This is a genomic window from Pseudomonas avellanae BPIC 631 (genome assembly GCF_000444135.1).
GTDB lineage: Bacteria > Pseudomonadota > Gammaproteobacteria > Pseudomonadales > Pseudomonadaceae > Aquipseudomonas > Aquipseudomonas avellanae.
Window position 1 is genome coordinate 1 of the sequence record NZ_ATDK01000283.1, and the last position, 20,439, is coordinate 20,439.

General features: G+C 61.6%; 23 protein-coding genes. 13 read left to right on the forward strand and 10 right to left on the reverse strand.

The genetic code is table 11. The features are described from left to right. Positions 1-270: 270 nt before the first annotated feature. The 6 genes from DW49_RS0116840 to DW49_RS0116865 form a co-directional block, all read right to left on the reverse strand. Positions 271-666, reverse strand: coding sequence for a type III secretion system chaperone (locus DW49_RS0116840; RefSeq protein WP_005619423.1), 396 nt, complete (start codon positions 664-666; stop codon positions 271-273). A gap of 153 nt (positions 667-819) precedes the next feature. Next, positions 820-2,295, reverse strand: a complete 1,476-nt coding sequence (locus tag DW49_RS0116845) for an aldehyde dehydrogenase family protein (protein WP_005619421.1) — start codon at positions 2,293-2,295, stop codon at positions 820-822. A gap of 155 nt (positions 2,296-2,450) precedes the next feature. After that, complete coding sequence (locus tag DW49_RS0116850) at positions 2,451-3,341, reverse strand: GNAT family N-acetyltransferase (RefSeq protein WP_024419617.1); 891 nt, start codon at positions 3,339-3,341, stop codon at positions 2,451-2,453. After that, complete coding sequence (locus DW49_RS0116855) at positions 3,338-4,522, reverse strand: NAD(P)/FAD-dependent oxidoreductase (protein WP_005619418.1); 1,185 nt, start codon at positions 4,520-4,522, stop codon at positions 3,338-3,340. The genes DW49_RS0116850 and DW49_RS0116855 overlap by 4 nt, the downstream gene beginning before the upstream one ends. Before the next feature lie 19 nt (positions 4,523-4,541). Continuing rightward, entirely contained in the window at positions 4,542-4,934 is a 393-nt protein-coding gene (locus DW49_RS0116860; RefSeq protein WP_005619417.1) for a RidA family protein, read from the reverse strand. Continuing rightward, complete coding sequence (locus DW49_RS0116865) at positions 4,924-6,060, reverse strand: DSD1 family PLP-dependent enzyme (RefSeq protein ID WP_005619416.1); 1,137 nt, start codon at positions 6,058-6,060, stop codon at positions 4,924-4,926. The genes DW49_RS0116860 and DW49_RS0116865 overlap by 11 nt, the downstream gene beginning before the upstream one ends. Positions 6,061-6,156: 96 nt before the next feature. Here DW49_RS0116865 and DW49_RS0116870 point away from each other — a divergent pair, with 96 nt between their 5' ends. Together DW49_RS0116870 and recR are read left to right on the forward strand one after the other, a co-directional pair. Continuing rightward, positions 6,157-7,041 carry a LysR family transcriptional regulator gene (locus DW49_RS0116870; RefSeq protein ID WP_005619414.1) on the forward strand — a complete coding sequence of 295 codons (885 nt, stop codon included), beginning with the start codon at positions 6,157-6,159 and terminating at the stop codon, positions 7,039-7,041. Between the two features lie 110 nt (positions 7,042-7,151). Continuing rightward, positions 7,152-7,754 (forward strand): recombination mediator RecR, encoded by a 603-nt coding sequence (recR, locus tag DW49_RS0116875; RefSeq protein ID WP_005619413.1) that lies wholly within the window; start codon positions 7,152-7,154, stop codon positions 7,752-7,754. 21 nt (positions 7,755-7,775) lie between these two features. Here recR and DW49_RS0116880 read toward each other — a convergent pair whose 3' ends face one another. Then, positions 7,776-8,099: an EscU/YscU/HrcU family type III secretion system export apparatus switch protein gene (locus DW49_RS0116880; RefSeq protein ID WP_003383046.1), complete on the reverse strand. Its 324-nt coding sequence runs from the start codon at positions 8,097-8,099 to the stop codon at positions 7,776-7,778. Then, positions 8,099-9,748 carry a flagellar hook-length control protein FliK gene (gene fliK / locus DW49_RS0116885; protein WP_005619410.1) on the reverse strand — a complete coding sequence of 550 codons (1,650 nt, stop codon included), beginning with the start codon at positions 9,746-9,748 and terminating at the stop codon, positions 8,099-8,101. The genes DW49_RS0116880 and fliK overlap by 1 nt, the downstream gene beginning before the upstream one ends. Positions 9,749-9,938: 190 nt before the next feature. Between fliK and ccmA the strand changes: the two genes are divergently transcribed. Genes ccmA through DW49_RS0116935 form a run of 10 tightly spaced genes read left to right on the forward strand, consistent with a single transcriptional unit; the run spans position 9,939 to position 17,297 of the window. Continuing rightward, entirely contained in the window at positions 9,939-10,577 is a 639-nt protein-coding gene (gene ccmA / locus DW49_RS0116890) for a cytochrome c biogenesis heme-transporting ATPase CcmA (RefSeq protein ID WP_024419618.1), read from the forward strand. Then, complete coding sequence (gene ccmB, locus DW49_RS0116895) at positions 10,574-11,245, forward strand: heme exporter protein CcmB (protein WP_005619404.1); 672 nt, start codon at positions 10,574-10,576, stop codon at positions 11,243-11,245. The genes ccmA and ccmB overlap by 4 nt, the downstream gene beginning before the upstream one ends. A gap of 54 nt (positions 11,246-11,299) precedes the next feature. Then, a complete protein-coding gene (locus DW49_RS0116900; protein WP_005619402.1) occupies positions 11,300-12,103 on the forward strand; it encodes a heme ABC transporter permease in 804 nt (267 codons plus the stop codon). Further along, positions 12,100-12,276, forward strand: coding sequence for a heme exporter protein CcmD (gene ccmD, locus DW49_RS0116905; RefSeq protein WP_024419619.1), 177 nt, complete (start codon positions 12,100-12,102; stop codon positions 12,274-12,276). The genes DW49_RS0116900 and ccmD overlap by 4 nt, the downstream gene beginning before the upstream one ends. Beyond that, positions 12,273-12,743: a cytochrome c maturation protein CcmE gene (ccmE, locus tag DW49_RS0116910; protein WP_005619401.1), complete on the forward strand. Its 471-nt coding sequence runs from the start codon at positions 12,273-12,275 to the stop codon at positions 12,741-12,743. Before ccmD ends, ccmE begins: the two co-directional genes overlap by 4 nt. Then, positions 12,743-14,716 carry a heme lyase CcmF/NrfE family subunit gene (locus DW49_RS0116915; RefSeq protein ID WP_005619400.1) on the forward strand — a complete coding sequence of 658 codons (1,974 nt, stop codon included), beginning with the start codon at positions 12,743-12,745 and terminating at the stop codon, positions 14,714-14,716. Before ccmE ends, DW49_RS0116915 begins: the two co-directional genes overlap by 1 nt. Further along, entirely contained in the window at positions 14,713-15,249 is a 537-nt protein-coding gene (locus DW49_RS0116920) for a DsbE family thiol:disulfide interchange protein (RefSeq protein ID WP_005619399.1), read from the forward strand. The genes DW49_RS0116915 and DW49_RS0116920 overlap by 4 nt, the downstream gene beginning before the upstream one ends. After that, entirely contained in the window at positions 15,246-15,716 is a 471-nt protein-coding gene (locus DW49_RS0116925; RefSeq protein ID WP_005619398.1) for a cytochrome c-type biogenesis protein, read from the forward strand. Before DW49_RS0116920 ends, DW49_RS0116925 begins: the two co-directional genes overlap by 4 nt. After that, positions 15,713-16,894, forward strand: coding sequence for a c-type cytochrome biogenesis protein CcmI (ccmI, locus tag DW49_RS0116930; RefSeq protein ID WP_005619397.1), 1,182 nt, complete (start codon positions 15,713-15,715; stop codon positions 16,892-16,894). Before DW49_RS0116925 ends, ccmI begins: the two co-directional genes overlap by 4 nt. Before the next feature lie 10 nt (positions 16,895-16,904). Beyond that, on the forward strand, positions 16,905-17,297 hold the full coding sequence (locus tag DW49_RS0116935; protein ID WP_024419620.1) for a hypothetical protein: 393 nt from the start codon (positions 16,905-16,907) through the stop codon (positions 17,295-17,297). A gap of 61 nt (positions 17,298-17,358) precedes the next feature. Here the strand turns inward: DW49_RS0116935 and DW49_RS0116940 are convergent, their stop codons facing one another. Next, positions 17,359-18,357, reverse strand: coding sequence for a sulfate ABC transporter substrate-binding protein (locus tag DW49_RS0116940; protein WP_024419621.1), 999 nt, complete (start codon positions 18,355-18,357; stop codon positions 17,359-17,361). Positions 18,358-18,455: 98 nt separating this feature from the next. After that, entirely contained in the window at positions 18,456-19,289 is an 834-nt protein-coding gene (locus DW49_RS0116945; RefSeq protein WP_005619395.1) for an ion transporter, read from the reverse strand. Positions 19,290-19,834: 545 nt separating this feature from the next. On the opposite strand from DW49_RS0116945, the gene DW49_RS0116950 reads away from it, so the two are divergent. Next, positions 19,835-20,377: a GNAT family N-acetyltransferase gene (locus tag DW49_RS0116950; protein ID WP_005619394.1), complete on the forward strand. Its 543-nt coding sequence runs from the start codon at positions 19,835-19,837 to the stop codon at positions 20,375-20,377. Positions 20,378-20,439: the final 62 nt, after the last annotated feature.

Sequence of the window (20,439 nt, forward strand, 5' to 3'; positions counted from 1 at the left end):
GGCATTGCAGGCTCGTATTGGTGTTGTGTGAGAACTCCAACAATACGGGCCTGTTCTCATAGGGATCAATAGGTTACGTCGAAACGGGAACAGACCCTAATCGGCCGTGCGAATTTCGTCACTTTTGCCGTCGACCTCATGTTGGCCAGTGGCTTTGAGCGCCTGAATGTCAAGGTCCGATCACCTGAACTCTTGCACACGGGAGACGCGTGACTGAATGGGGTTCATAGGTTATTTCTCACGAAAAAGTGCGTCGAGAGTATTAACGGTTCATTGACTGGCTTCGCGCCAGCTCCTCATCCACTCCAGCAGCCCTGCAATTTCGCGTTTAAGCGTCGAGACGCCTAGTTTTCCTCGTGGGATGATTTGATACGCGTAATACAGGCCGTTTTTCTCATCCAGGCCAAGACCGGGGCCTGCATTGAAGAGCGGGTTGAGGGCGCCAGCCAAAAGACGTTGCGCAGGCATGTCCTCCTGCGTCTCAAGCAAGCCGATTAACAGCAGGCGTTCGTGCGCGTAATCACATAACAGTTTCAGCGGGAATGTGTTGTCGATGACCATGTTGCACGCCCCGTTCTCATCAAATACCAACGGTTGCATTTCGAGGGATCGGGAGAAGTCATCAAGCAGGGTCTTGTAGAAAAGGTTACTCATCGGCATGCTCATCAACGCAAATTCGTCAATGAGTGGGAGTTCTGTCTGGGGCGGTTCCATGCATGCCTAAAAAAGGTCGAGCCCCGCAAAAGCCAAGGCAAAACAGACCCGCCTCCCCTATGCCGGGCGCTTCAGGGTACTGAGCGCTCTGCATTGGCACGACCGTTACATCAAGTCAGCCGGAGCAAACCCGACAATCGCCTTGGTCTCCAGATACTCTTCAAAACCATGCACGCCATACTCGCGGCCATTGCCCGAGCGCTTGTAGCCGCCGAACGGCGCCATCGGGTTCCAGGCGGGATAATTCAGGTGCACCTGGCCGGCGCGGATGCGTGAAGCCACCGAGCGGGCCTGCTCAAGGTCCTGGCCCTGAACGTGCGCGCCCAGCCCATACACCGTGTCGTTGGCAATCGCCACTGCTTCATCGATTGTGTCGTAGGCAATCAGGCACAGCACCGGACCAAAAATCTCCTCTCGGGCGATGCGCATCGACGAATCCACCTCGGAAAACACCGTCGGCCGTGTATAAAAACCCTGCTCATGACCCTGTACACGCCCCGGCCCACCGCAGACCAGTTTTGCACCCTCACGGATACCCGCATCAATCATCGCCTGCACGCGATGAAACTGTGCCTCGTTGGCAATCGGCCCCAACACCGTGTGTTCCAATTGCGGATCACCGACGATGATCGTCCCGGCCGTCTCGGCAGCCAGTGCCTCGACTTCTGCCAGGCGGTTTCTCGGCACAATCATGCGCGTCGGTGCGCTGCATGACTGACCGACGTTACGGAACGCAGCCATCACCCCAGGCGGCACGGCTTTGGCGAAGTCGGCGTCAGGCAGCAGAATGTTCGGCGATTTGCCGCCCAGTTCCTGCGTGACACGCTTGACGGTCGGCGCAGCAGCTTGCGCGACCAACGCCCCCGCACGGTTTGAACCGGTGATCGAAATCATGTCGATGTCAGGATGCGCCGCCATCGCGCCGCCCACTTCAGGGCCGCTGCCATTGACCAGATTGAACACCCCCGGCGGCAGGCCGGCATCGTGCACCAGTTGCGCAAACAGCAAAGCACTCAATGGCGACAGTTCGCTGGGCTTGAGCACCACCGTGCAACCGGCGGCAATGGCCGGGGCGACTTTGGCGGTGATTTGATACAGCGGCCAGTTCCACGGCGTGATCAGCGCGCACACACCAATCGGCTCGCGTTCGATGGCCGTGCCGCCTTCGACCTTCTGGAAACGATAGGTCGCCAGCAGATCACGAGCGACCCGCACGTGTTCAGCAGCGAGCGGCACCTGCATGGCGCGGGCAGAACTGATGGCTGCGCCCATTTCCAGCGAAATTGCCTGCGCCAGTTCTTCCTTGCGCTCGATGATCAGCTCATGAATCCGGCCGATGACCTGCGCGCGTGCCTCGGGCGAGGTGCCGGACCAGCCCGCAAAGGCCGCCCGAGCGGCTGCAACGGCGCGGTCTACATCGGCAGCGGTGCCGCTGGCAACGTGCGCCACGACTTCTTCAGTCGCCGGGTTGACCACCGCAATACTGGCGGGGCTGAGCGGCGCACACCAGTGACCATCAATGTAGAATTTTTGCGCCGTGTGCGGATCAACGCGATGGCTGTTCAAGGGCTGTGTGGTCATCCAGCGGGCTCCCTGGAGCGATAATGATTTGATAGCCATAAGCTAACAAAGCGGTCTGGACAAAAAGCGCCGATCTGGCGGGCTGCAAAGAATAATCTGCTGTATGCAACCCGCTAACCTCGCGGACCTGTTTCAGCCCGTCACCTGCCCTGATTTCAGCCAAGCGCCTGAGTCACCAGCGCAAACTGCTGCACGTCCGGGCTCTTCGGTGGAGGCGTGCCGAGCACCATGCGCGGCGCTCTGTCGACACACGCCAGGCCCAGGCTTTCCAGCCACGGCGCCAGCCCGCAGTCGGCGACGATGTCGAAGCGCACAAACCGCTCGGGTATCAGGCGCAGCAAGTGGGTGATCAACCGTTGCGCCTGCCCGACATCCTGCGCGACCACCGGGCCGATGATATGGCCGCGACCAAAACGCCGTAGCAGGGCGATGCCTTGCAACTGGCCATCATGCTCGATGCCGACAGCCTGCTCGGCATCACGCAGCAGATCGGTCAGCACGACGCTGCGGTCCAGACCGCTGCCGGCGTTGGCCAGGCGGATCAGCTCGGCATGGTCGGCAGGCCCTGGCGTCCGAACAGGCAAGCCGTCGCCCAGCCTTTCAGCATCAGGCACCTGAGCAATGCCCTGATGCTGTTGAATCCGTGCAAAGTCAACAAAACCCATGCTCCTGTAGAGTGGCGCACCCAGCTCCGTGGCATTGAGGATCGGCGTGCGTGGCGCGGTGGCGTCCAGGCACAGGTTCATCAAGCGACGACCGATGCCTTTGCCCTGGTGTTCGTCGCTGACAATCACCAGGCCAATCGACGACCAGTCGCCCTGATGGCAGGTGAAGGCTACGCCCACCAGTTGCCCGTCACGTTCAGCGACAAAGCCTTCGGAAGTACGTTGCACCATCGCCCAGTCTTCTTCCCGATGCGGCCATTTGAGGTGCACCGAAAGCGCGTGAGCTGCCGGTACGTCTGCCGCCGTTACCGGGCGATAGTGATAGTGGGTGTCCGAAGTCGTGGGCATGGCGCCTCCCTGAGAATGAATGGTGGGGCTCATATCAATTTGCCTGCGCTCATCAGGCTGGAGACAAACGGCGTCTCGATGGCACTTGGGTCAGTAAAGCGGCGGATATCGAATGGGCTGATCAGCGTGCGAGTGCTGCCGGTGCTGATCAGCTCGGCCATCACGTCACCGACGCCGGGGCCGAGCTGAAAGCCATGACCGCAGAAGCCGAAGGCGTAGAACAGGCCATCGACCTTGCCGCTGCGGCCCATGATTGGCAGCGAGTCCGGGGTGTAACTCTCGATGCCGCTCCAGACGCGGATGATGTTGAGCTTTTCTGCGCCGGGTATCAGGCGGCTCATCTGTTTCATCTGGTTGATCAGGCTTTCCGGCTTGAAATAGGCGCGACGGTTGGCCATGTCTGGCTTGTTGCGATTGCCGCCGCCAATGATGATGTTGCCGCGCGGTATCTGGCGGAAATAAATCACTTCCTCTTTGATTTTGGTGAACACCCCGATCACCGTGGGCAGGGCGTATGGCACCGGTTCGGTCACGGACATTTGCGGGCCGTTGGGCTCCAGCGGAACCGGCTCGCCGAACTGCTCGGCCAGTTTGGCCGCCCAGGCCCCGGCGGTGATCAGCAGTTGCTCGGCGACGAACAGCTGGCCGTCAGTGGTGGTGACGTGAAACTCGCCGCCGACCTTCTGCACCTCGGCCACTTCGGTGCGCTCTTCGATTCTTGCCCCGGCGCGAATCGCCGCACGGGCGAAGGCGGGCGCGGCCAGGCGCGGGTTGGCGTGCCCGTCGTGCGGCGCATAAGAGCCGCCTTTGACCTCCGGGCCGAGAAACGGGAAGCGCTCATGCAGCGCCTTGCCTCTGATGACCTGCAAATCCAGCTCGCGGGCTTCGGGTGCGGCGGCGTAGGCCTCCAGCTCGGCGATTTCGTCTTCGCGATAACACACGCGCATGTGGCCGCTGGGAATGAATTCCAGGTCTTCGCCGATCAGCTCGGGCAAGCGCTTCCAGAGCGCCCAAGAGCGATTGGAGAGCTCCAGTTGGCCGAGAAACCGGCCCTGACGGCGCACGTTGCCGAAGTTGACGCCACTTGCGTACTGGCCGATCTGGTCGCGTTCCAGCAGGGTCACCGAGCGCCCGTGCTGGCGCAGGAAAAACGCCGATGACGAGCCCATGAAGCCGCCACCGATAATCAGAACGTCGCTTTTTTGCGGGGTCATGAGGTGCTCCCGATAATGTTCATCGTACGGCGCGCGCCAGGGCTTCGATCTCGATCAGGTAGCCGTGATGCAATTCTGGAACCGGCACCACAGCGCGGGCCGGACGATGCTCGCCCAGATAGCGCGCATAGATCCGGTCGAAATCAGGCCAGTGCCGGATACCGGCCACGTAGACCGTCACTTTGAGCAGGTCATCCGTGCCACAACCTGCTGCGCCCAGTATCGTGACCAGATTGTCCAGCGCAATGGCCGCCTGCACCTCGAACGGGTCGTCAACGCTGTGGCTGCCGTCGGCGCGCACCGGCAATTGCCCGGAAACATGCAAAATGCCTTGGTGCAGCACCGCTTGCGAATAGTGCCCGCCCGGCGCTGCAGCCGAGGGTGTGCGAATCAGTTCGATATCACCAGCCATGCAGACGACTCCAGGTGTGCACTGCGCCGTCGGCGTCGCAGGCGTGGTAGTCCGGGAATTGCGCGCCGGTCGCGCACGCATGATTGGGCAGAATGCGCAGCTGGCTGCCAATCGGAAAGCGGCCGATGAGGTCTGTGCTGTCGCCTGTGGCGAGGGTGATGATGCCGTGCTCCTGATTGGCCCCGGTCACTCGCGCGCCGTCGATCCACTCGCCGGTTTCAGTGCAGACCTGGCCGTAACCGAAATCCTGACGCTGGCGCTGGGTGCCGCGGTCCCGGCTCATGGCCATCCAGCCTGCGTCGACAATGATCCAGCCCTTGTCCTGCTGATGGCCGATAACAGTGGTCAGCACGCTCAAGGCCAGCTCGTCTGCGCGGCACACGCCGATGTTGTGCATCACCAGATCGAAGAACACATACACGCCCGCGCGCACCTCGGTCACGTCTGCAAGGCCCTGCGCAGACAATGCAGTGGGTGTCGAGCCGATGCTGACTTCGGGGCAGGGCAGCCCGGCATCGCGAATGCGTTCAGCGGCGCTGACGCAGAGCAGACGTTCCTGTTCAGCCAGGGCTTGCAGTGCTTGAGGGGTGTCGAGGTCGTAGCTGGAGCCTGCGTGGGTCATGACCCCGCGCAGTTGCATGCCGCCTTCGACCAGTGTTTTCGCCACCTCTATCAACGCGTTGTCTTCGACGGTCAGCCCCGAGCGATGGCCATCGCAATCGATCTCGATCCACACCTCGAATTGCTCGTCATGCTGCTGGCCAAAGGCAACGATGGCCTGTGCTGCGACCACGCTGTCGGTCAGGAGGCTCAGGCGGCAGCCGTTGCGCCGCAGCTTGAGTGCCTGATCCAGTTTGCCGGGTGCAATGGCAACGGCGTAAAACACATCGCTGATGCCCTCGGCAAAACAGTGCTCGGCCTCTTTCAGGGTCGAGACCGTCACCCCGCTGGCACCCGCAGCCATCTGCGCCTGAATCACCGGCAGCGACTTGCTGGTCTTGACGTGCGGACGCAAGCGCACGCCCAGTTCATTCATGCGTTGCTGCATGCGCTGAATATTGCGCTGCATGCGCGGCACGTCCAGCAGTGCAACAGGCGTATCGAGAGAGGACAGAGAAGCTGACATGGGTAAGGCTCGCATGACGGGGTACGACAGGCACTCTACTCACTGATGATGAAGCTGTGGTTCAATGCATTGTCATCAATCCTTAAGCTCAGCTGAATGATCGCTATCGAAGACCTACGCCTGGCCGTGGCACTTTCGCGCTGTGAATCCCTCAGCGCTGCCGCCCGAGTGCTGAATGTCTCGCCGCCTGCGTTGTCGATGCGCTTGCGCAAGCTGGAGACGCAACTGGGCATCACCCTGGCCAACCGCGACGCCAGACGCCTGAGCCTGACCGCCGATGGCGAACGTTTCGCACGGGAAAGCGCGCACCTGCTGGAACAGCTTGAAGCGCTTCCGGAATCTTTCAAGCAGCGCGACGAACGACTGGTCGGCACCCTGCGCCTGGCTGCGCCGTTTGGTTATGGCCGGCAGCGCATTGCACCGCTGCTGGCACGCTTCGCCAAACTGCATCCGCAGATGTCCCTGCACCTGGATTTACGCGAAACGCCGTGGCCGGATCGCCACGACAGCGACGCGGTGATTCACATCGGCAACCTCAATGACAGCCTGTGGATCGCCAGACCTCTGGCGCAGAACCACCGCTGGCTGTGCGCCAGCCCGGCTTATCTTGAGCAGCACGGCGTCCCTTCGACGCCCGATGAGCTGGCCAGCCACCGCTGCATCTGCATTCGCGAAAACGATGAAGACGTGACCCTCTGGCACCTGAGCAAGGGGCAAGCGAAAAAGACCCTGCGCATCGAGCCCGCACTGCTCAGCAACGACGGCTCGGTGGCGCGCCGCTGGGCCGAGCAGGGGCTGGGGATCGTGTTGCGCTCGCAGTGGGATGTCAGCGAGGCGATCGCCAGCGGCAACCTGGTGCGCGTCCTCGCCGATTGGCAACTGGCCAGCGCCCCGATCAACCTGCTGGTGCCCGTGCGCAAGCACCGCAGCGCGCGGGTGCAGGCGCTGACGGAGTTTCTGGAGACGACGTTGAAGGGCTGATCACGTCAATCGCACAGGCGCTGTTGGTCGCAGTATCGAACACCTCAATTGACGCTCACAGCAACGCGTGGGTATAAACCGCGTCTTGTGTTTTTGTCGGATTTTTCTCCATGAGCTTCAGTCCCCTGATTCGCCAGTTGATCGATGCCTTCCGCGTGCTGCCGGGCGTCGGTCAGAAAACCGCGCAACGCATGGCGTTGCAGCTGCTGGAGCGCGACCGCAGCGGCGGTTCACGGCTAGCATTGGCGTTGGGGCAGGCGATGGATGGCGTCGGTCATTGCCGCTTGTGCCGCACGCTGACCGAAGAAGAACTCTGCCCGCAGTGTTCCGACCTGCGTCGCGATGACACGCTGCTGTGCGTGGTCGAAGGCCCGACGGATGTCTATGCGGTGGAGCAGACCGGTTATCGCGGTCGTTATTTCGTGCTCAAGGGCCACCTGTCGCCCCTCGACGGCCTGGGCCCGGAGGCCATCGGCATTCCGCAACTGATGGAGCGCATCAGCCAGCAGACCACCTTCACGGAAGTGATTCTGGCCACCAACCCGACTGTGGAAGGCGAGGCCACCGCGCACTACATCGCCCAGTTGCTTCACGACAAAGGCCTGGTGGCCTCGCGCATTGCCCACGGCGTGCCGCTGGGTGGCGAGCTGGACCTGGTCGACGGCGGCACCCTGGCGCACTCGTTTGCAGGGCGCAAACCGATTGCGTTGTGAGGCCGTTCAGTTGCTTCGCTACTAGTAGCGCGGCGTAATATCCCGCTCTACAGGCGGCGCGTCGGGGTCCTGACCGGCCGGGAACTTGCCTTTCAGGTGCCAGGCGAAGGCGATGATTTCGGCAATCGTGCGGTACAGCGGCTCGGGGATGCTGTCGCCCAGTTCCATGCGGGCCAGCAGCTTGACCAGCTCGGCATTCTCGTAGATCGGCACTTCGTATTCGCGGGCAATGGCCAGTATGGCTTCGGCCAACTGGTCGTCACCCTTGGCGCTGAGGGTCGGCGCCTGCTGGCCGTCGTAGCTCAGGGCGATAGCCTGGCGCGGGACATGATCGGGTAGGGTCATCAGGCGTTCTCGTCGATCCAGCGTTGTTCGAGGGCGGTGCGCGGCCCTTGTGGCGGTACGCCATGGCTGCACGCCAGCTCACCGACGGCCAGGCCGCAGGCAATCAGGCGCTCGCGCAAATGCCCCAGTTCATGTTCGATCAGCGCTGCGCTGTCCGGGCGCTCGGCCCATAACTGGCTGGACAGCGTGCCGCGCAGCAGTTGCGCATGCACCTGCATGGGGCCCAGCGGCTCCAGATCGAAAGCCAGATCGACTTTCCAGAGTTTTTCACGGGTTTCCTTGACCTCGATATCGTCGCGGTCTTCGGTGGTGTCCTGATCAGGCTTGTCTTCGCGCTGCACCTTGACCTGCAACGGCACGATGTCATGGGCGTTGCGCATCGGCACTTCCAGTTGCCATGTAGTCACCTGAGTGCCATCGGCGTTGGTACGGGTCTGCTCCAGGCCGCCCAACTGGTGGCTTTGCAGGCGCGAAACAGCGGCGGCCGCGAGTTTGAGCAGAATCTCCAGGTCGTCCTCTTTTTCGCCACCGCTGACGTTGCGCGACGGCAACGGAAAGACGCTTGGCTGGGTGCGCGCAGCCACCAGCCCCAAGGTGCCCAGCGCATTGCGAATCGCGTTGGGCATGGCCCGCGCCAGGGTGTTGGACGCAGCGGCGGCGCTGTAAGAGGTGTTATCCGGCAGGCCGGGCAAGATCTGCGCAATCAGGCGCATCAGGTTGGCCTTCATGTCCGGGACCTGCGCCGGATTAAGCCCGGCGAGCAGTTTTGCTTCCAGAAACGCGCCGCTGGCATTGAGCGCCTGCGCAACGCCTTTGGGCGTGGTCATCTGATCGATATCGGGCAAATCGTCCAGCAACTGGCCGATGGCGGCTTGCAACGGCGCGCTGATGGCTTGCGTGTTCGCAACCGGATTGCTGTTCGCCGCCGTGTTGTTCTGCACGCTTTGCAGATTTTGCAGGGCATTGATCAGGGTGCTCAGCGAGCCCTGACGGTTTTGTTGGGTGGCCAGTTGTTGCGCCACCGCCAGTTGATCAAAGCGACCGGGCAGGGCGACGAAATTCAGTGCCTGACTGCCTTGCACCTGCGCACTCAACAGGCTGCCGACGGTCAACGGCTGCGGGCTTTCGATGGTCAGGCTGGAGCCTGCCAGTGCGGTGTTGAGTAGCATCACGATGGAGCGGTACGTGGGCGTTGCCGCAGCCGGGTTTTGCCCGGCCAGCAGGTTGACCGCCTGCGCGACCACCTGGCTGGTCATGACCTTGCCTTGCAACAGGGTGCCGACCGGCAACCGCTGAGTATCGAGGCTGGTCATCGAGTTTTTCAGCGCACTGTTGAGCTGTTGCAGGGTCAGTGTCAGTTCGTTGGACGACGCCTGCGCTACCTGCAACAGGCTACCGGGCGCGAACGGTACGCTGCTGGTGACCGGCAGGCTGGTCTGGGTGCCATTGGCCAGCACCAGACGCAGCAGCAACTGGAAGTTCTGGTTGACCTGCTTGAGGGTCAGTACTTCGGCGTCTGCGGTCTCGCCTTCGGGGATGAGATTTTCCGCCGATTGCACTAAGGTCAGAACCTGCGCAGGGGAGATGCCGGCGCGCAGCAATGTCGTGATGGCGGTAGCCGCCGGAACGCTGGTGATGTCGCCTGTCATTGAAATGTCGACCTGAGGAAATTGCCCCTTTGATAACAGGACTCGTATGTATAATACCGGCCGAAACCGGGCTGGCCGCCATTAACTTCTCTTCATGTAACGGCTGCATCAATCCTGACTTGAACCGTCTTTTACTCCGTATGTGTCTGTTTTGACACATTTCGCGACGCAACAGCACTGGAAACGCCTGATGACCCCAGTCCCCCCATTTCTGCAAGCGACGGCTCTGGCATGTGAGCGGGACTGGCGGGTGCTGTTCGAAAACCTCGATCTGCACCTGTGCGCCGGCGACATGCTGCAGGTCAGCGGCCCCAATGGCAGCGGCAAGACCAGCCTGCTGCGCCTGCTGAGCGGGCTGATGCAGCCGACCGCCGGGCAGGTGCTGCTCAACGGGCAAGCGCTGGGCCGCCAGCGAGCGCCGGGCTGCGATCTGTTGTGGCTTGGCCATGCGCCAGCGCTCAAGGACGTGCTCACGCCGCTGGAGAACCTGGCCTGGCTCTGCGCGCTGTATCAGCCAGCCGGTGCCGACGCTATGGGGCACGCGCTGAACGCGGTCGGGCTGGCCGGTTTCGAGGACGTGCCTTGTCACACCTTGTCGGCCGGGCAGCAGCGCCGCGTTGCGCTGGCACGTCTGCATCTGCCCGCCCCGTCACTCTGGATACTCGATGAGCCCTTCACCGCGCTCGACCGGCAAGGCATCGCCCAGTTGGAGAATCACCTGGCAGACCACTGTGAAAAGGGCGGTATGGTCGTCATTACCACGCACCACCCCCTGAGTCGCTTGCCGGCGGGTTATCGCAGCATCGATCTGGCACAGTGGTCAGCATGAGCACGGTCTTTGCGGCGCTGATCCTGCGCGAGGCACGCCTGCTTGCGCGTCGTCCGGCCGAGCTGATCAACCCGCTGGTGTTCTTCGCGCTGGTCATCGCCTTGTTCCCGCTGGCCATCGGCCCGGACACGCAATTGTTGCAAGCCTTGTCGCCGGGGCTGGTCTGGGTGGCGGCACTGTTGGCCGTGCTGCTCTCGCTGGACGGGCTGTTTCGCGGCGATTTCGAGGACGGCTCACTGGAACAGTGGGTCCTTTCGCCGCACCCTCTGGCGCTTCTGGTTCTGGGCAAAGTGCTGGCACACTGGGTTTTTTCCGGACTGGCGCTGGTACTGTTGTCGCCGCTGCTGGCACTGATGCTCGGTTTGCCCGCGCAGTGCCTGTCGGTGCTGATGCTTTCGTTGCTGCTCGGTACGCCGGTGCTCAGCCTGTTGGGCGCAGTGGGTGCGGCGTTGACGGTGGGCCTCAAGCGCGGTGGCGTGCTGCTCGCCCTGTTGATTTTGCCGCTGTACATTCCGGTGTTGATTCTGGGCAGCGCTGCGCTGCAAGCCGCCCTGCAAGACATGCCCGCGACCGGCTACCTGTTGTGGCTCGGCAGCCTCACGGTGCTGGCGATTACCCTGACACCCTTTGCAATCGCTGCGGGCCTGAAGATCAGTGTCGGCGAATAATTGAGGTGCCGGGCATCGGGTTACCGATGCCCGGCAAAACCCTGGATACACCTGATGAAAAGCAACGCCATGAAAAGCAGCATCGGTTGGGCCTGGTTGCACAGGCTCGGCTCACCGAAAGCGTTTTACCGCATTAGCGCACGCTTGCTGCCGTGGCTGAGTGTGGCTGCATGTGTGTTGCTGGGCATCGGTATGGTCTGGGGCCTGGCGTTCGCGCCGCCGGATTACCAGCAGGGCAACAGTTTTCGTATCATTTACATTCACGTGCCTGCCGCCATGCTGGCGCAGTCCTGCTACGTGATGCTAGCGGTGTGCGGCGTGGTCGGGCTGGTATGGAAGATCAAACTGGCCGACATTGCGCTGCACTGCGCGGCGCCCATCGGGGCGTGGATGACTGCGCTGGCGCTGGCGACCGGGGCGATCTGGGGCAAGCCGACCTGGGGCGCCTGGTGGGTCTGGGATGCGCGACTGACCTCGATGCTGATTCTGCTGTTCCTGTATCTGGGCCTGATCGCGCTGGGCAACGCGATCAGCAATCGCGACAGCGCCGGCAAAGCCTGTGCAGTGCTGGCCATCGTCGGCGTGGTGAATATTCCGATCATCAAATACTCGGTCGAATGGTGGAACACCTTGCATCAGGGCGCGACGTTCAGCCTCACGGAAAAACCGGCCATGCCTGCCGAAATGTGGCTGCCGCTGCTATTTACCGTGTTGGGTTTTTACTGCTTCTTCGGCGTCGTGCTGCTGTTGCGTATGCGGCTTGAAGTGCTGCGTCGCGAGTCGCGCACCCAGTGGGCAAGGGCCGAAGTTCAGCGCAGCCTGGGGCAAACGCCGATGCCGTCGGAGAACACGCCTTGAGCTTCGAGTCATTCAGCGATTTTCTCGCCATGGGCCGCCACGCGCTGTTCGTCTGGTCGGCTTACGGCCTGTGTCTGCTGGTGCTGCTGATCAACGTGACCCTGCCGGTGCTGGCGCGGCGTCGTTATCTGCAGCAACAGGCGCAACGCTTGAAGCGGGAGATCCGTCCGTGAACCCGCTGCGCAGAAAGCGCTTGCTGATCATTCTGGCCGTGCTGGCCGCTGTCGGGCTGGCCCTTGGCCTGGCGCTCAGTGCGCTTAAGGAAAACATCAATCTGTTCTATACGCCAAGCCAGATTGCCAACGGCGAGGCACCGGTGGGCACCCGTATTCGCGCGGGTGGCATGGTCGAGAAGGGCTCGTTGCAGCGCTCGGCGGACTCACTGGACGTGCGCTTTGTGGTTACCGATTTCAACAAGTCGGTGACCATCGCCTATCGCGGCATCCTTCCCGACCTGTTCCGCGAAGGGCAGGGCATTGTCGCGTTGGGCAAGCTCAACGCTCAGGGCGTGGTCGTCGCCGATGAAGTGCTGGCCAAACATGACGAGAAGTACATGCCCCCCGAAGTGACCAAAGCACTGCGCGAAAGCGGTCAGACAGCACCGGCTCCAGCCTCCATGCCCGCAAGGCAGGTTGATTGATGATTCCCGAACTCGGCCATCTGGCCATGATTCTGGCACTGGGCTTTGCGCTGGTGCAGGCCATCATCCCGCTGATCGGCGCGTGGCGCGACGACCGCCTGTGGATGAGCCTGGCGCGTCCGGCGGCGTGGGGCCAGTTCAGTTTTTTGATCTTCGCCTTCGGTTGCCTGACCTACGCGTTCATGACCGATGATTTTTCCGTTACCTATGTGGCGCAGAATTCCAACACCGCGCTGCCCTGGTACTACAAGTTCAGCGCCGTGTGGGGCGCGCATGAAGGCTCGTTGCTGCTCTGGGCGCTGATTCTGGGTGGCTGGACCTTCGCCGTGTCAGTGTTTTCCCGGCAATTGCCCCAAGTGATGCTGGCGCGGGTACTGGCCGTGATGGGCATGATCAGCCTGGGCTTTTTGCTGTTTCTGATCCTCACGTCCAACCCGTTTGCCCGGCTGTTGCCGCAAATGCCTGCCAACGGGCGCGATCTCAACCCGTTGTTGCAGGACATCGGCCTGATCGTGCATCCGCCGATGCTGTACATGGGCTATGTGGGGTTTTCCGTAGCCTTTGCGTTCGCCATCGCGGCGTTGCTCGGCGGGCGACTCGACGCCGCCTGGGCGCGCTGGTCGCGGCCGTGGACGCTGGTGGCCTGGGCGTTTCTTGGTATCGGCATCAGCCTTGGCTCGTGGTGGGCGTATTACGAACTGGGCTGGGGCGGCTGGTGGTTCTGGGACCCGGTGGAAAACGCTTCGTTCATGCCTTGGCTGGTGGGCACGGCGCTGATTCACTCGCTGGCGGTCACGGAAAAACGCGGCGTGTTCAAAAGCTGGACGGTGCTGCTGGCAATTGCGGCGTTTTCCCTGAGCCTGCTGGGCACGTTTCTGGTGCGTTCCGGGGTGCTGACTTCGGTGCACGCTTTCGCCTCGGACCCGGCACGCGGCGTGTTCATTCTGATGTTCCTGCTGGTTGTGGTGGGCGGCTCGCTGACCCTGTTCGCGATTCGTGCACCGGTGGTCAAAAGCCACGTCTGCTTTGGCCTGTGGTCGCGGGAAACCCTGCTGCTCGGCAATAACCTCTTGCTGGTGGTGGCCGCGTCAATGATCCTGCTCGGCACGCTTTATCCGCTGGTGATCGACGCCATCAGCGGCGACAAGATGTCGGTCGGGCCGCCGTATTTCAACGCGCTGTTCGTGCCGTTGATGGGGCTGTTGCTGGCGGTCATGGCGGTCGGCGTGCTGGTGCGCTGGAAGCATACGCCGCTGAAATGGCTGCTGGGCATGCTCGCCCCGGTGCTGATCGGCAGCGCCGTGCTGGCGGTGATCGCCGGGCTGGTCATGGGCGATTTTCAGTGGGCGGTGTTGGCCACCTTCATGCTCGCCGCCTGGGTGCTGCTGGCCGGGTTACGCGATCTGCTCGACAAGACCCGTCACAAGGGGCTGCTCAAAGGCGCACGCAGCCTGACCCGCAGTTATTGGGGCATGCAGCTCGCGCACCTCGGCATCGTGGTGTGCGCGCTGGGCGTGGTGTTATCCAGCCAGAACAGCGCCGAGCGCGATTTGCGCATGGCCCCCGGCGAGTCCACTGAACTGGGCGGTTATGTGTTCGTGTTCGAGGGCGCCAAGCATTATGAAGGGCCGAATTTCACCTCGGATCGTGGCACCGTTCGCGTCCTGCGCAACGGCGTGCAGGTCACTGAACTGCACCCGGAGAAACGCCTGTACAGCGTGCAGCAGTCCATGATGACCGAGGCGGGCATCGACGCCGGTTTCAGCCGTGATCTTTACGTGGCCTTGGGCGAACCGCTGGGCAATGGCGCTTGGGCGGTGCGGGTTCACGTCAAGCCGTTCGTGCGCTGGATCTGGTTCGGCGGCTTGCTGACCGGTCTTGGCGGGGGGCTGGCGGCGCTGGACCGGCGTTATCGCACGCGGGTCAAAACCAAGGTGCGCGAGGCACTGGGCATGTCGGGAGCTGCGCGATGAAACGCTGGATCATGGTCGTGCCGCTGGCGCTGTTTCTCGGTGTGGCGGCGTTGTTGTATCGCGGTTTGTATCTGGACCCCGCCGAGCTGCCTTCGGCGCTGATCGGCAAGCCTTTTCCGCAATTTTCGTTGCCCGCAGTGCAGAGCAATCGGGTGTTGACCCGTGCCGACCTGCTGGGCAAACCTGCGCTGGTCAATGTCTGGGGCACCTGGTGCGTGGCCTGCCGGGTCGAGCATCCGCTGCTCACCCGGCTGGCGCAGCAGGGCGTGTTGATCTACGGCGTCAACTATAAGGACGTCAACGCCGATGCAATAAAGTGGCTCGCGGAGTTTCACGACCCGTACCTGTTGAATATCCGTGACGAAGACGGCTCGCTGGGCCTGAACCTGGGCGTGTATGGCGCACCGGAAACCTTCCTGATCGACCGTCAGGGCATTATTCGTTACAAACATGTCGGGGTCATCGACGAGTCGGTCTGGCGCGAAAAACTTGCGGCCCGCTATCAGGCGCTGCTTGACGAGGGCCGGCCATGAAGCGCTGCTTGAGCGTGATTTTGCTCAACCTGTTGCTGTGCGGCATCGTCCACGCGGCCATCGACGCCTACACCTTTCGTGACGACGCCGAGCGCGCCCGCTACAGCGAGCTGACCCGCGAGCTGCGTTGCCCCAAATGCCAGAATCAAGACATCGCCGACTCCAATGCGCCGATTGCTGCCGACCTGCGCAAGGAAATCTACCGCATGCTGGGCGAAGGGCAGAGCAACCAGCAGATCATCGATTTTATGGTCGACCGCTATGGTGACTTCGTTCGTTACAAACCTAGCCTCAACTCCCGCACCTGGCTGCTTTGGTTCGGCCCGGCCGGTCTGTTGCTCGGTGGCCTGCTGGTGATTGGTTTTATCGTGATGCGCCGTCGCAAACAGCGCTCCGCACCTGCCGCTGTGTTGTCCGAAGACGAGCAACAGCGCCTTGCCCGATTGCTGGACGACAACCGCACATGATCGATTTCTGGATGGCAACCGGGCTGTTGCTGCTGGTGGCGCTGGGCTTTTTGCTGATCCCGGTGTTGCGCGGCCATCGTGCGCAGCGCGAAGAAGACCGCACCGCGCTCAACGTGGCGCTGTATCAGGAGCGCCTGGCCGAATTACAGGTTCAGCATGAGCAAAGCGTTTTGTCGGCGCAGCAGCTTCAGGACGCTCGCGCAGAGGCTGCCCGAGAGTTGCTTGCCGACACCGAAGGCACAGAAACCGTTAGCGCCTCCCGGCTGGGCAAACCGCTGTTGTTGCTGGCCGCTGTGCTGGTGCCGCTGCTCGGCCTGGCAGGCTATCTGCATCTGGGCGCCAGTGACCGGGTCGAGCTGAGCCGCGAATTCGCCAAGCCGCCATCCTCGCTGGCCGACATGACCCAGCGCCTTGAGCGCAGCGTGCAGGCCCAGCCGGATTCTGCCGAGAACCTGTATTTTCTGGCGCGCAGCTACATGGCGCAAAATCGTCCCGGCGATGCAGCACTGATGTTCGAGCGTTCGGTGGCACTGGCTGGAAGGTCGCCCGAGTTGCTCGGCCAGTGGGCGCAGGCGTTGTATTTCGCCAGCGACAAGCACTTCACCCCGCAGGTGCAGGCGCTGACCGACGAAGCGCTGCAGGCCGACCGCAAAGAAGTCACCAGCCTTGGCCTGCTGGGGATTGCCGCGTTTGAAACGCAGCGTTATCAGCTAGCGGTGGATTACTGGACCCGCCTGCTGGCGGCGTTGCCCGCGCAGGACGCATCGCGCTCGGCGCTGGAAGGCGGCATTGCCAAGGCCCGAGAGAACCTTGCGCAACAGGGCGGTGCAGTCAAAGCCAGGTCGCTCAAAGTCCGTGTCGCGCTGGCTGCATCGCTCAAGGGTAACGTCCAGCCAACTGACAGCGTGTTCATCTTCGCCCGCGCAATCAAGGGGCCGGCCGCGCCACTGGCGGTCAAGCGCATCACCGTGGCGGACCTGCCCGCCGAGGTGGAACTGAGCGATGCCGACGCAATGATGCCGCAACTGAACCTGTCGAACTTTGCACAAGTCCAACTGGTTGCGCGAGTGTCTCGCGCGGGGCAGCCAACCACCGGTGAGTGGGTCGGCCGCAGTCAGCCGCTGGCCAGCGATACCGAGGCGCAGCAGGTGTTGACCATCGACAGTCCGGATAACTAGAGAGTCGCTTATGTACCGTACCGCACGTATTACCTTGTTGGGTCTGGTCGTTGGCCTGAGTGCCTGTGCAGTCCAGCATCCGGCACCGCCACGTAGCCAGGAGCCGATCCCGACCCAGCCGGGTGCCACGCGCCAGGGCACTACGCCTGCGGAGCCTGCCAAGGCACCGACCGCTGGGCCGAAAACCTCGGCCAGTTTCGCACCACCTCCGGGTGGAGGCAGCCGTTGGGATCCGCGTCTGGGCGTGTACGTCATGGAAGGTCAGCTCAATACGTTTTACCGCCAGCGTACTTACTACCAGTGGAACAACGGCTGGAGCTGGGCGACCAATCCCAACGGCCCGTGGCAGGCGACCGACGCCAGCGGCGTACCGGCCGGGCTGGGTAAACAGTTCAGCAATTGATTCAAGTCTGCAAATAAAAACGGCGACCTCATGGGTCGCCGTTTTGCATTGCGCGGGCTGATTATTTGCCCGGATAAATCTGGTCGAACACACCGCCGTCAATGAAGTGGGTCTTCTGCACGGTGCGCCAGTCACCGAAGGTTTTCTCCACCGAGAGGAAGTCCACTTTCGGGAAACGATCCTTGTACTTGGCGAGAATCTGCGGATCACGCGGGCGCAGGTAGTTGTTGGCAGCGATTTCCTGACCTTCTGGCGACCACAGGTATTTCAGGTATTCCTCAGCCAGTGGGCGAGACTGTTTTTTGTCTACCACCTTGTCGACCACACTCACCGGCGGCTCGGCTTCTGCCGATACGGACGGGTAGACCACTTCAAACTGATCACGACCGAATTCGCGGGCGATCATCTCGGCTTCGTTTTCGAAGGTGACCAGTACGTCGCCGATCTGGTTGGTCATGAATGTGGTGGTCGCGCCACGACCGCCGGTGTCGAGGACCGGCACATGGCGGAACAGATCACCGACGAATTTCTTCGCAGCGGCTTCATCGCCGCCGTTTTTCAGGGTGTAACCCCACGCCGACAGGTAAGTGTAGCGGCCGTTGCCCGAGGTTTTCGGGTTGGGCACGATGACTTCGACGCCATCCTTGACCAGGTCCGGCCAGTCTTTGAGGGCTTTCGGGTTGCCCTTGCGCACGATAAACACGGTGGCCGAGGTGAATGGCGCACTGTTGTTCGGCAGGCGGCTGACCCAGTCTTTCGGCACCAGCGCGCCATTGTCCGCCAGCGCGTTGATGTCGGTGGCCATGTTCATGGTGATCACGTCAGCCGGCAGCCCGTCGATAACCGAGCGCGCTTGCTTGCTCGACCCGCCAAACGACATTTGTACGGTCACGTCTTCGTTCTTTTCGGCTTTCCAGTGTTTCTGGAACGCGCTGTTGTAGTCCTTGTAGAAGTCACGCATCACGTCGTAAGAGACGTTGAGCAGCGGCTGGGCCGCCTGAGTTGCGCTGGCAAAGGCCAGGCCTGCGGCCAGTAGCGAGGCGGCGAAGAGTTTGTTCACTGCAAGGTCCTTGAGATCATTGTGATGAAGGCTGATGGCGTAATGCCGCGACACTATCAGTATCGCGCCTGCTGTTTAAAGACTGAAAAGGTCTTTGCTTATGCCTTGTGCTCTACTTTTGCGAACAATTGATTACCGCAGCGCGAACAGAACGCTGCGCCATGCTCGTGGAAATTCTTCGAGCACACCGGGCAATCGTGTTTCAACTGCTCGCCGCGCATGGCGTTGGCCAGTTCGGCGGTGAATATCCCGGTGGGCACGGCGATGATCGAGTAACCGATGATCATCACCAGCGACGAGAGCATCTGCCCGACCGGCGTCTTTGGCACGATATCGCCGAAGCCGACAGTGGTGAGGGTCACGATAGCCCAGTAAATGCCCTTGGGGATGCTGGTGAAACCGTGCTCCGGGCCTTCGATCACGTACATCAGCGTGCCGAACACCGTGACCAGGGTCGAGACGGTGACCAGAAACACAATGATCTTCTGCTTGCTGCCACGCAGCGCAGCCAGCAAATAGTTGGCCTGGCGCAGATAAGTACCGAGCTTGAGCACCCGGAAAATCCGCAGCATACGGATGATCCGCACGATCAGCAGGTATTGTGCGTCGCTGTAATAAATCGACAGAACCCCCGGCACAATCGCCAGCAAATCGACCAGCCCGTAGAAACTGAACGCATACTTCAGCGGCCGGGGCGAGCAGTACAGGCGCATGATGTATTCAATGGCGAACAGCAGCGTGAAGCCCCATTCGATCCAGGCGAACAGCGTCGCGTAATCGCGATGAATGCTCTCGATGCTGTCGATGACCGTGACCAGCAGACTGAGCAGGATCGCCACCAGCACAATCTTGTCAAACATCCGCCCGGCAGGCGTATTGGCCTCGAATATAACGATATGCAACCGCTCGCGACGGCTGAGAGAGGTGTCCATGGTGCTTCCCGATTCGAATATCGGCAGAGCCTAGGAGTATGGGTGGGCAAGTGCAAGTGCGTTGGCACCACATTCAAGACCGCACGCAGAGCGTCCAGAACCGCATTCCTGCGCTGGAGCGTGAGGAACGATCACCCCAACTATCGTGCGACGCTCCGCGGTATGGCATTCGAGAAACCACTATCGTGCGACGCTCCGCGTCGTCATGCCGTTCTGGACGCTCCGCGTCCTCTTACTGCTGCGACGAGCTGCGAGGCGGGCCTGAAGTCGGTGCCTCGGGAGTGTCTGATGTACCGTATGCACCTGTTTTGATGCCGGCTCCCGACAGATCGCGGACAAGTCCGCTCCTACATCCCGGCCATTCGCGCAGATCGTGGACGAGCGCTGCGTCCCTACTTCACTATCGTGCGACGCTCCGCGTCGTCATGCCGTTCTGGACGCTCTGCGTCCTCTTGCGGCGTAGAGCGTCCATTGCTGGAATCATCAGGCCTACGTATAACAAAGCCTCTTGGTGAGCGTCGTCAATGACTGTCGCGGGAGGATGCATGCAGTATTCGGGTGAAGGCTTTTCGATCAGGGTATTGGCGTTTGATGATTGCGAGTTGATCAACCGGTATGAAAAGGCCAATCGCAAGCATCTGCAGCCCTGGGAGCCGTTGAGGAATGATGACTATTTCATCCTCGAAAACGCCAGATCAAGGGTTCAGCAGCAGTGGGAAAGCATGCAGGCCGGCAGTGCGGTTTTCTTCCTCGTCACGGAGTCAGACGGCGGCGAATTGTTGGGGCGGTGCAGTTACACGAATATCGTGAGAGGCGTTTTTCAGGCCTGTAGCCTCGGCTTTTCGTTGACGGAAACGGCTCAGGGGCGTGGCTTGATGAAAAGGGCGCTTGAGGTCATCAATCGTTATTGCTTTGAACAGATGGGCCTGCACCGCATCATGGCCAACCACATGCCAGCCAATGTACGCAGCGAGCGACTTCTGCAATCACTCGGCTTCGAAAAGGAAGGGTACGCGCGCGCCTACCTGAAAATCGCCGGGGTTTGGGAGGATCATGTTCTGAGGGCGTTGATCAATCCGGTTGCATAACCTGGCTTCTGCACGGGGAGGGTAGAGATTCAGAGGTTAGCTGCTCAATGGGCTGCGGAGCG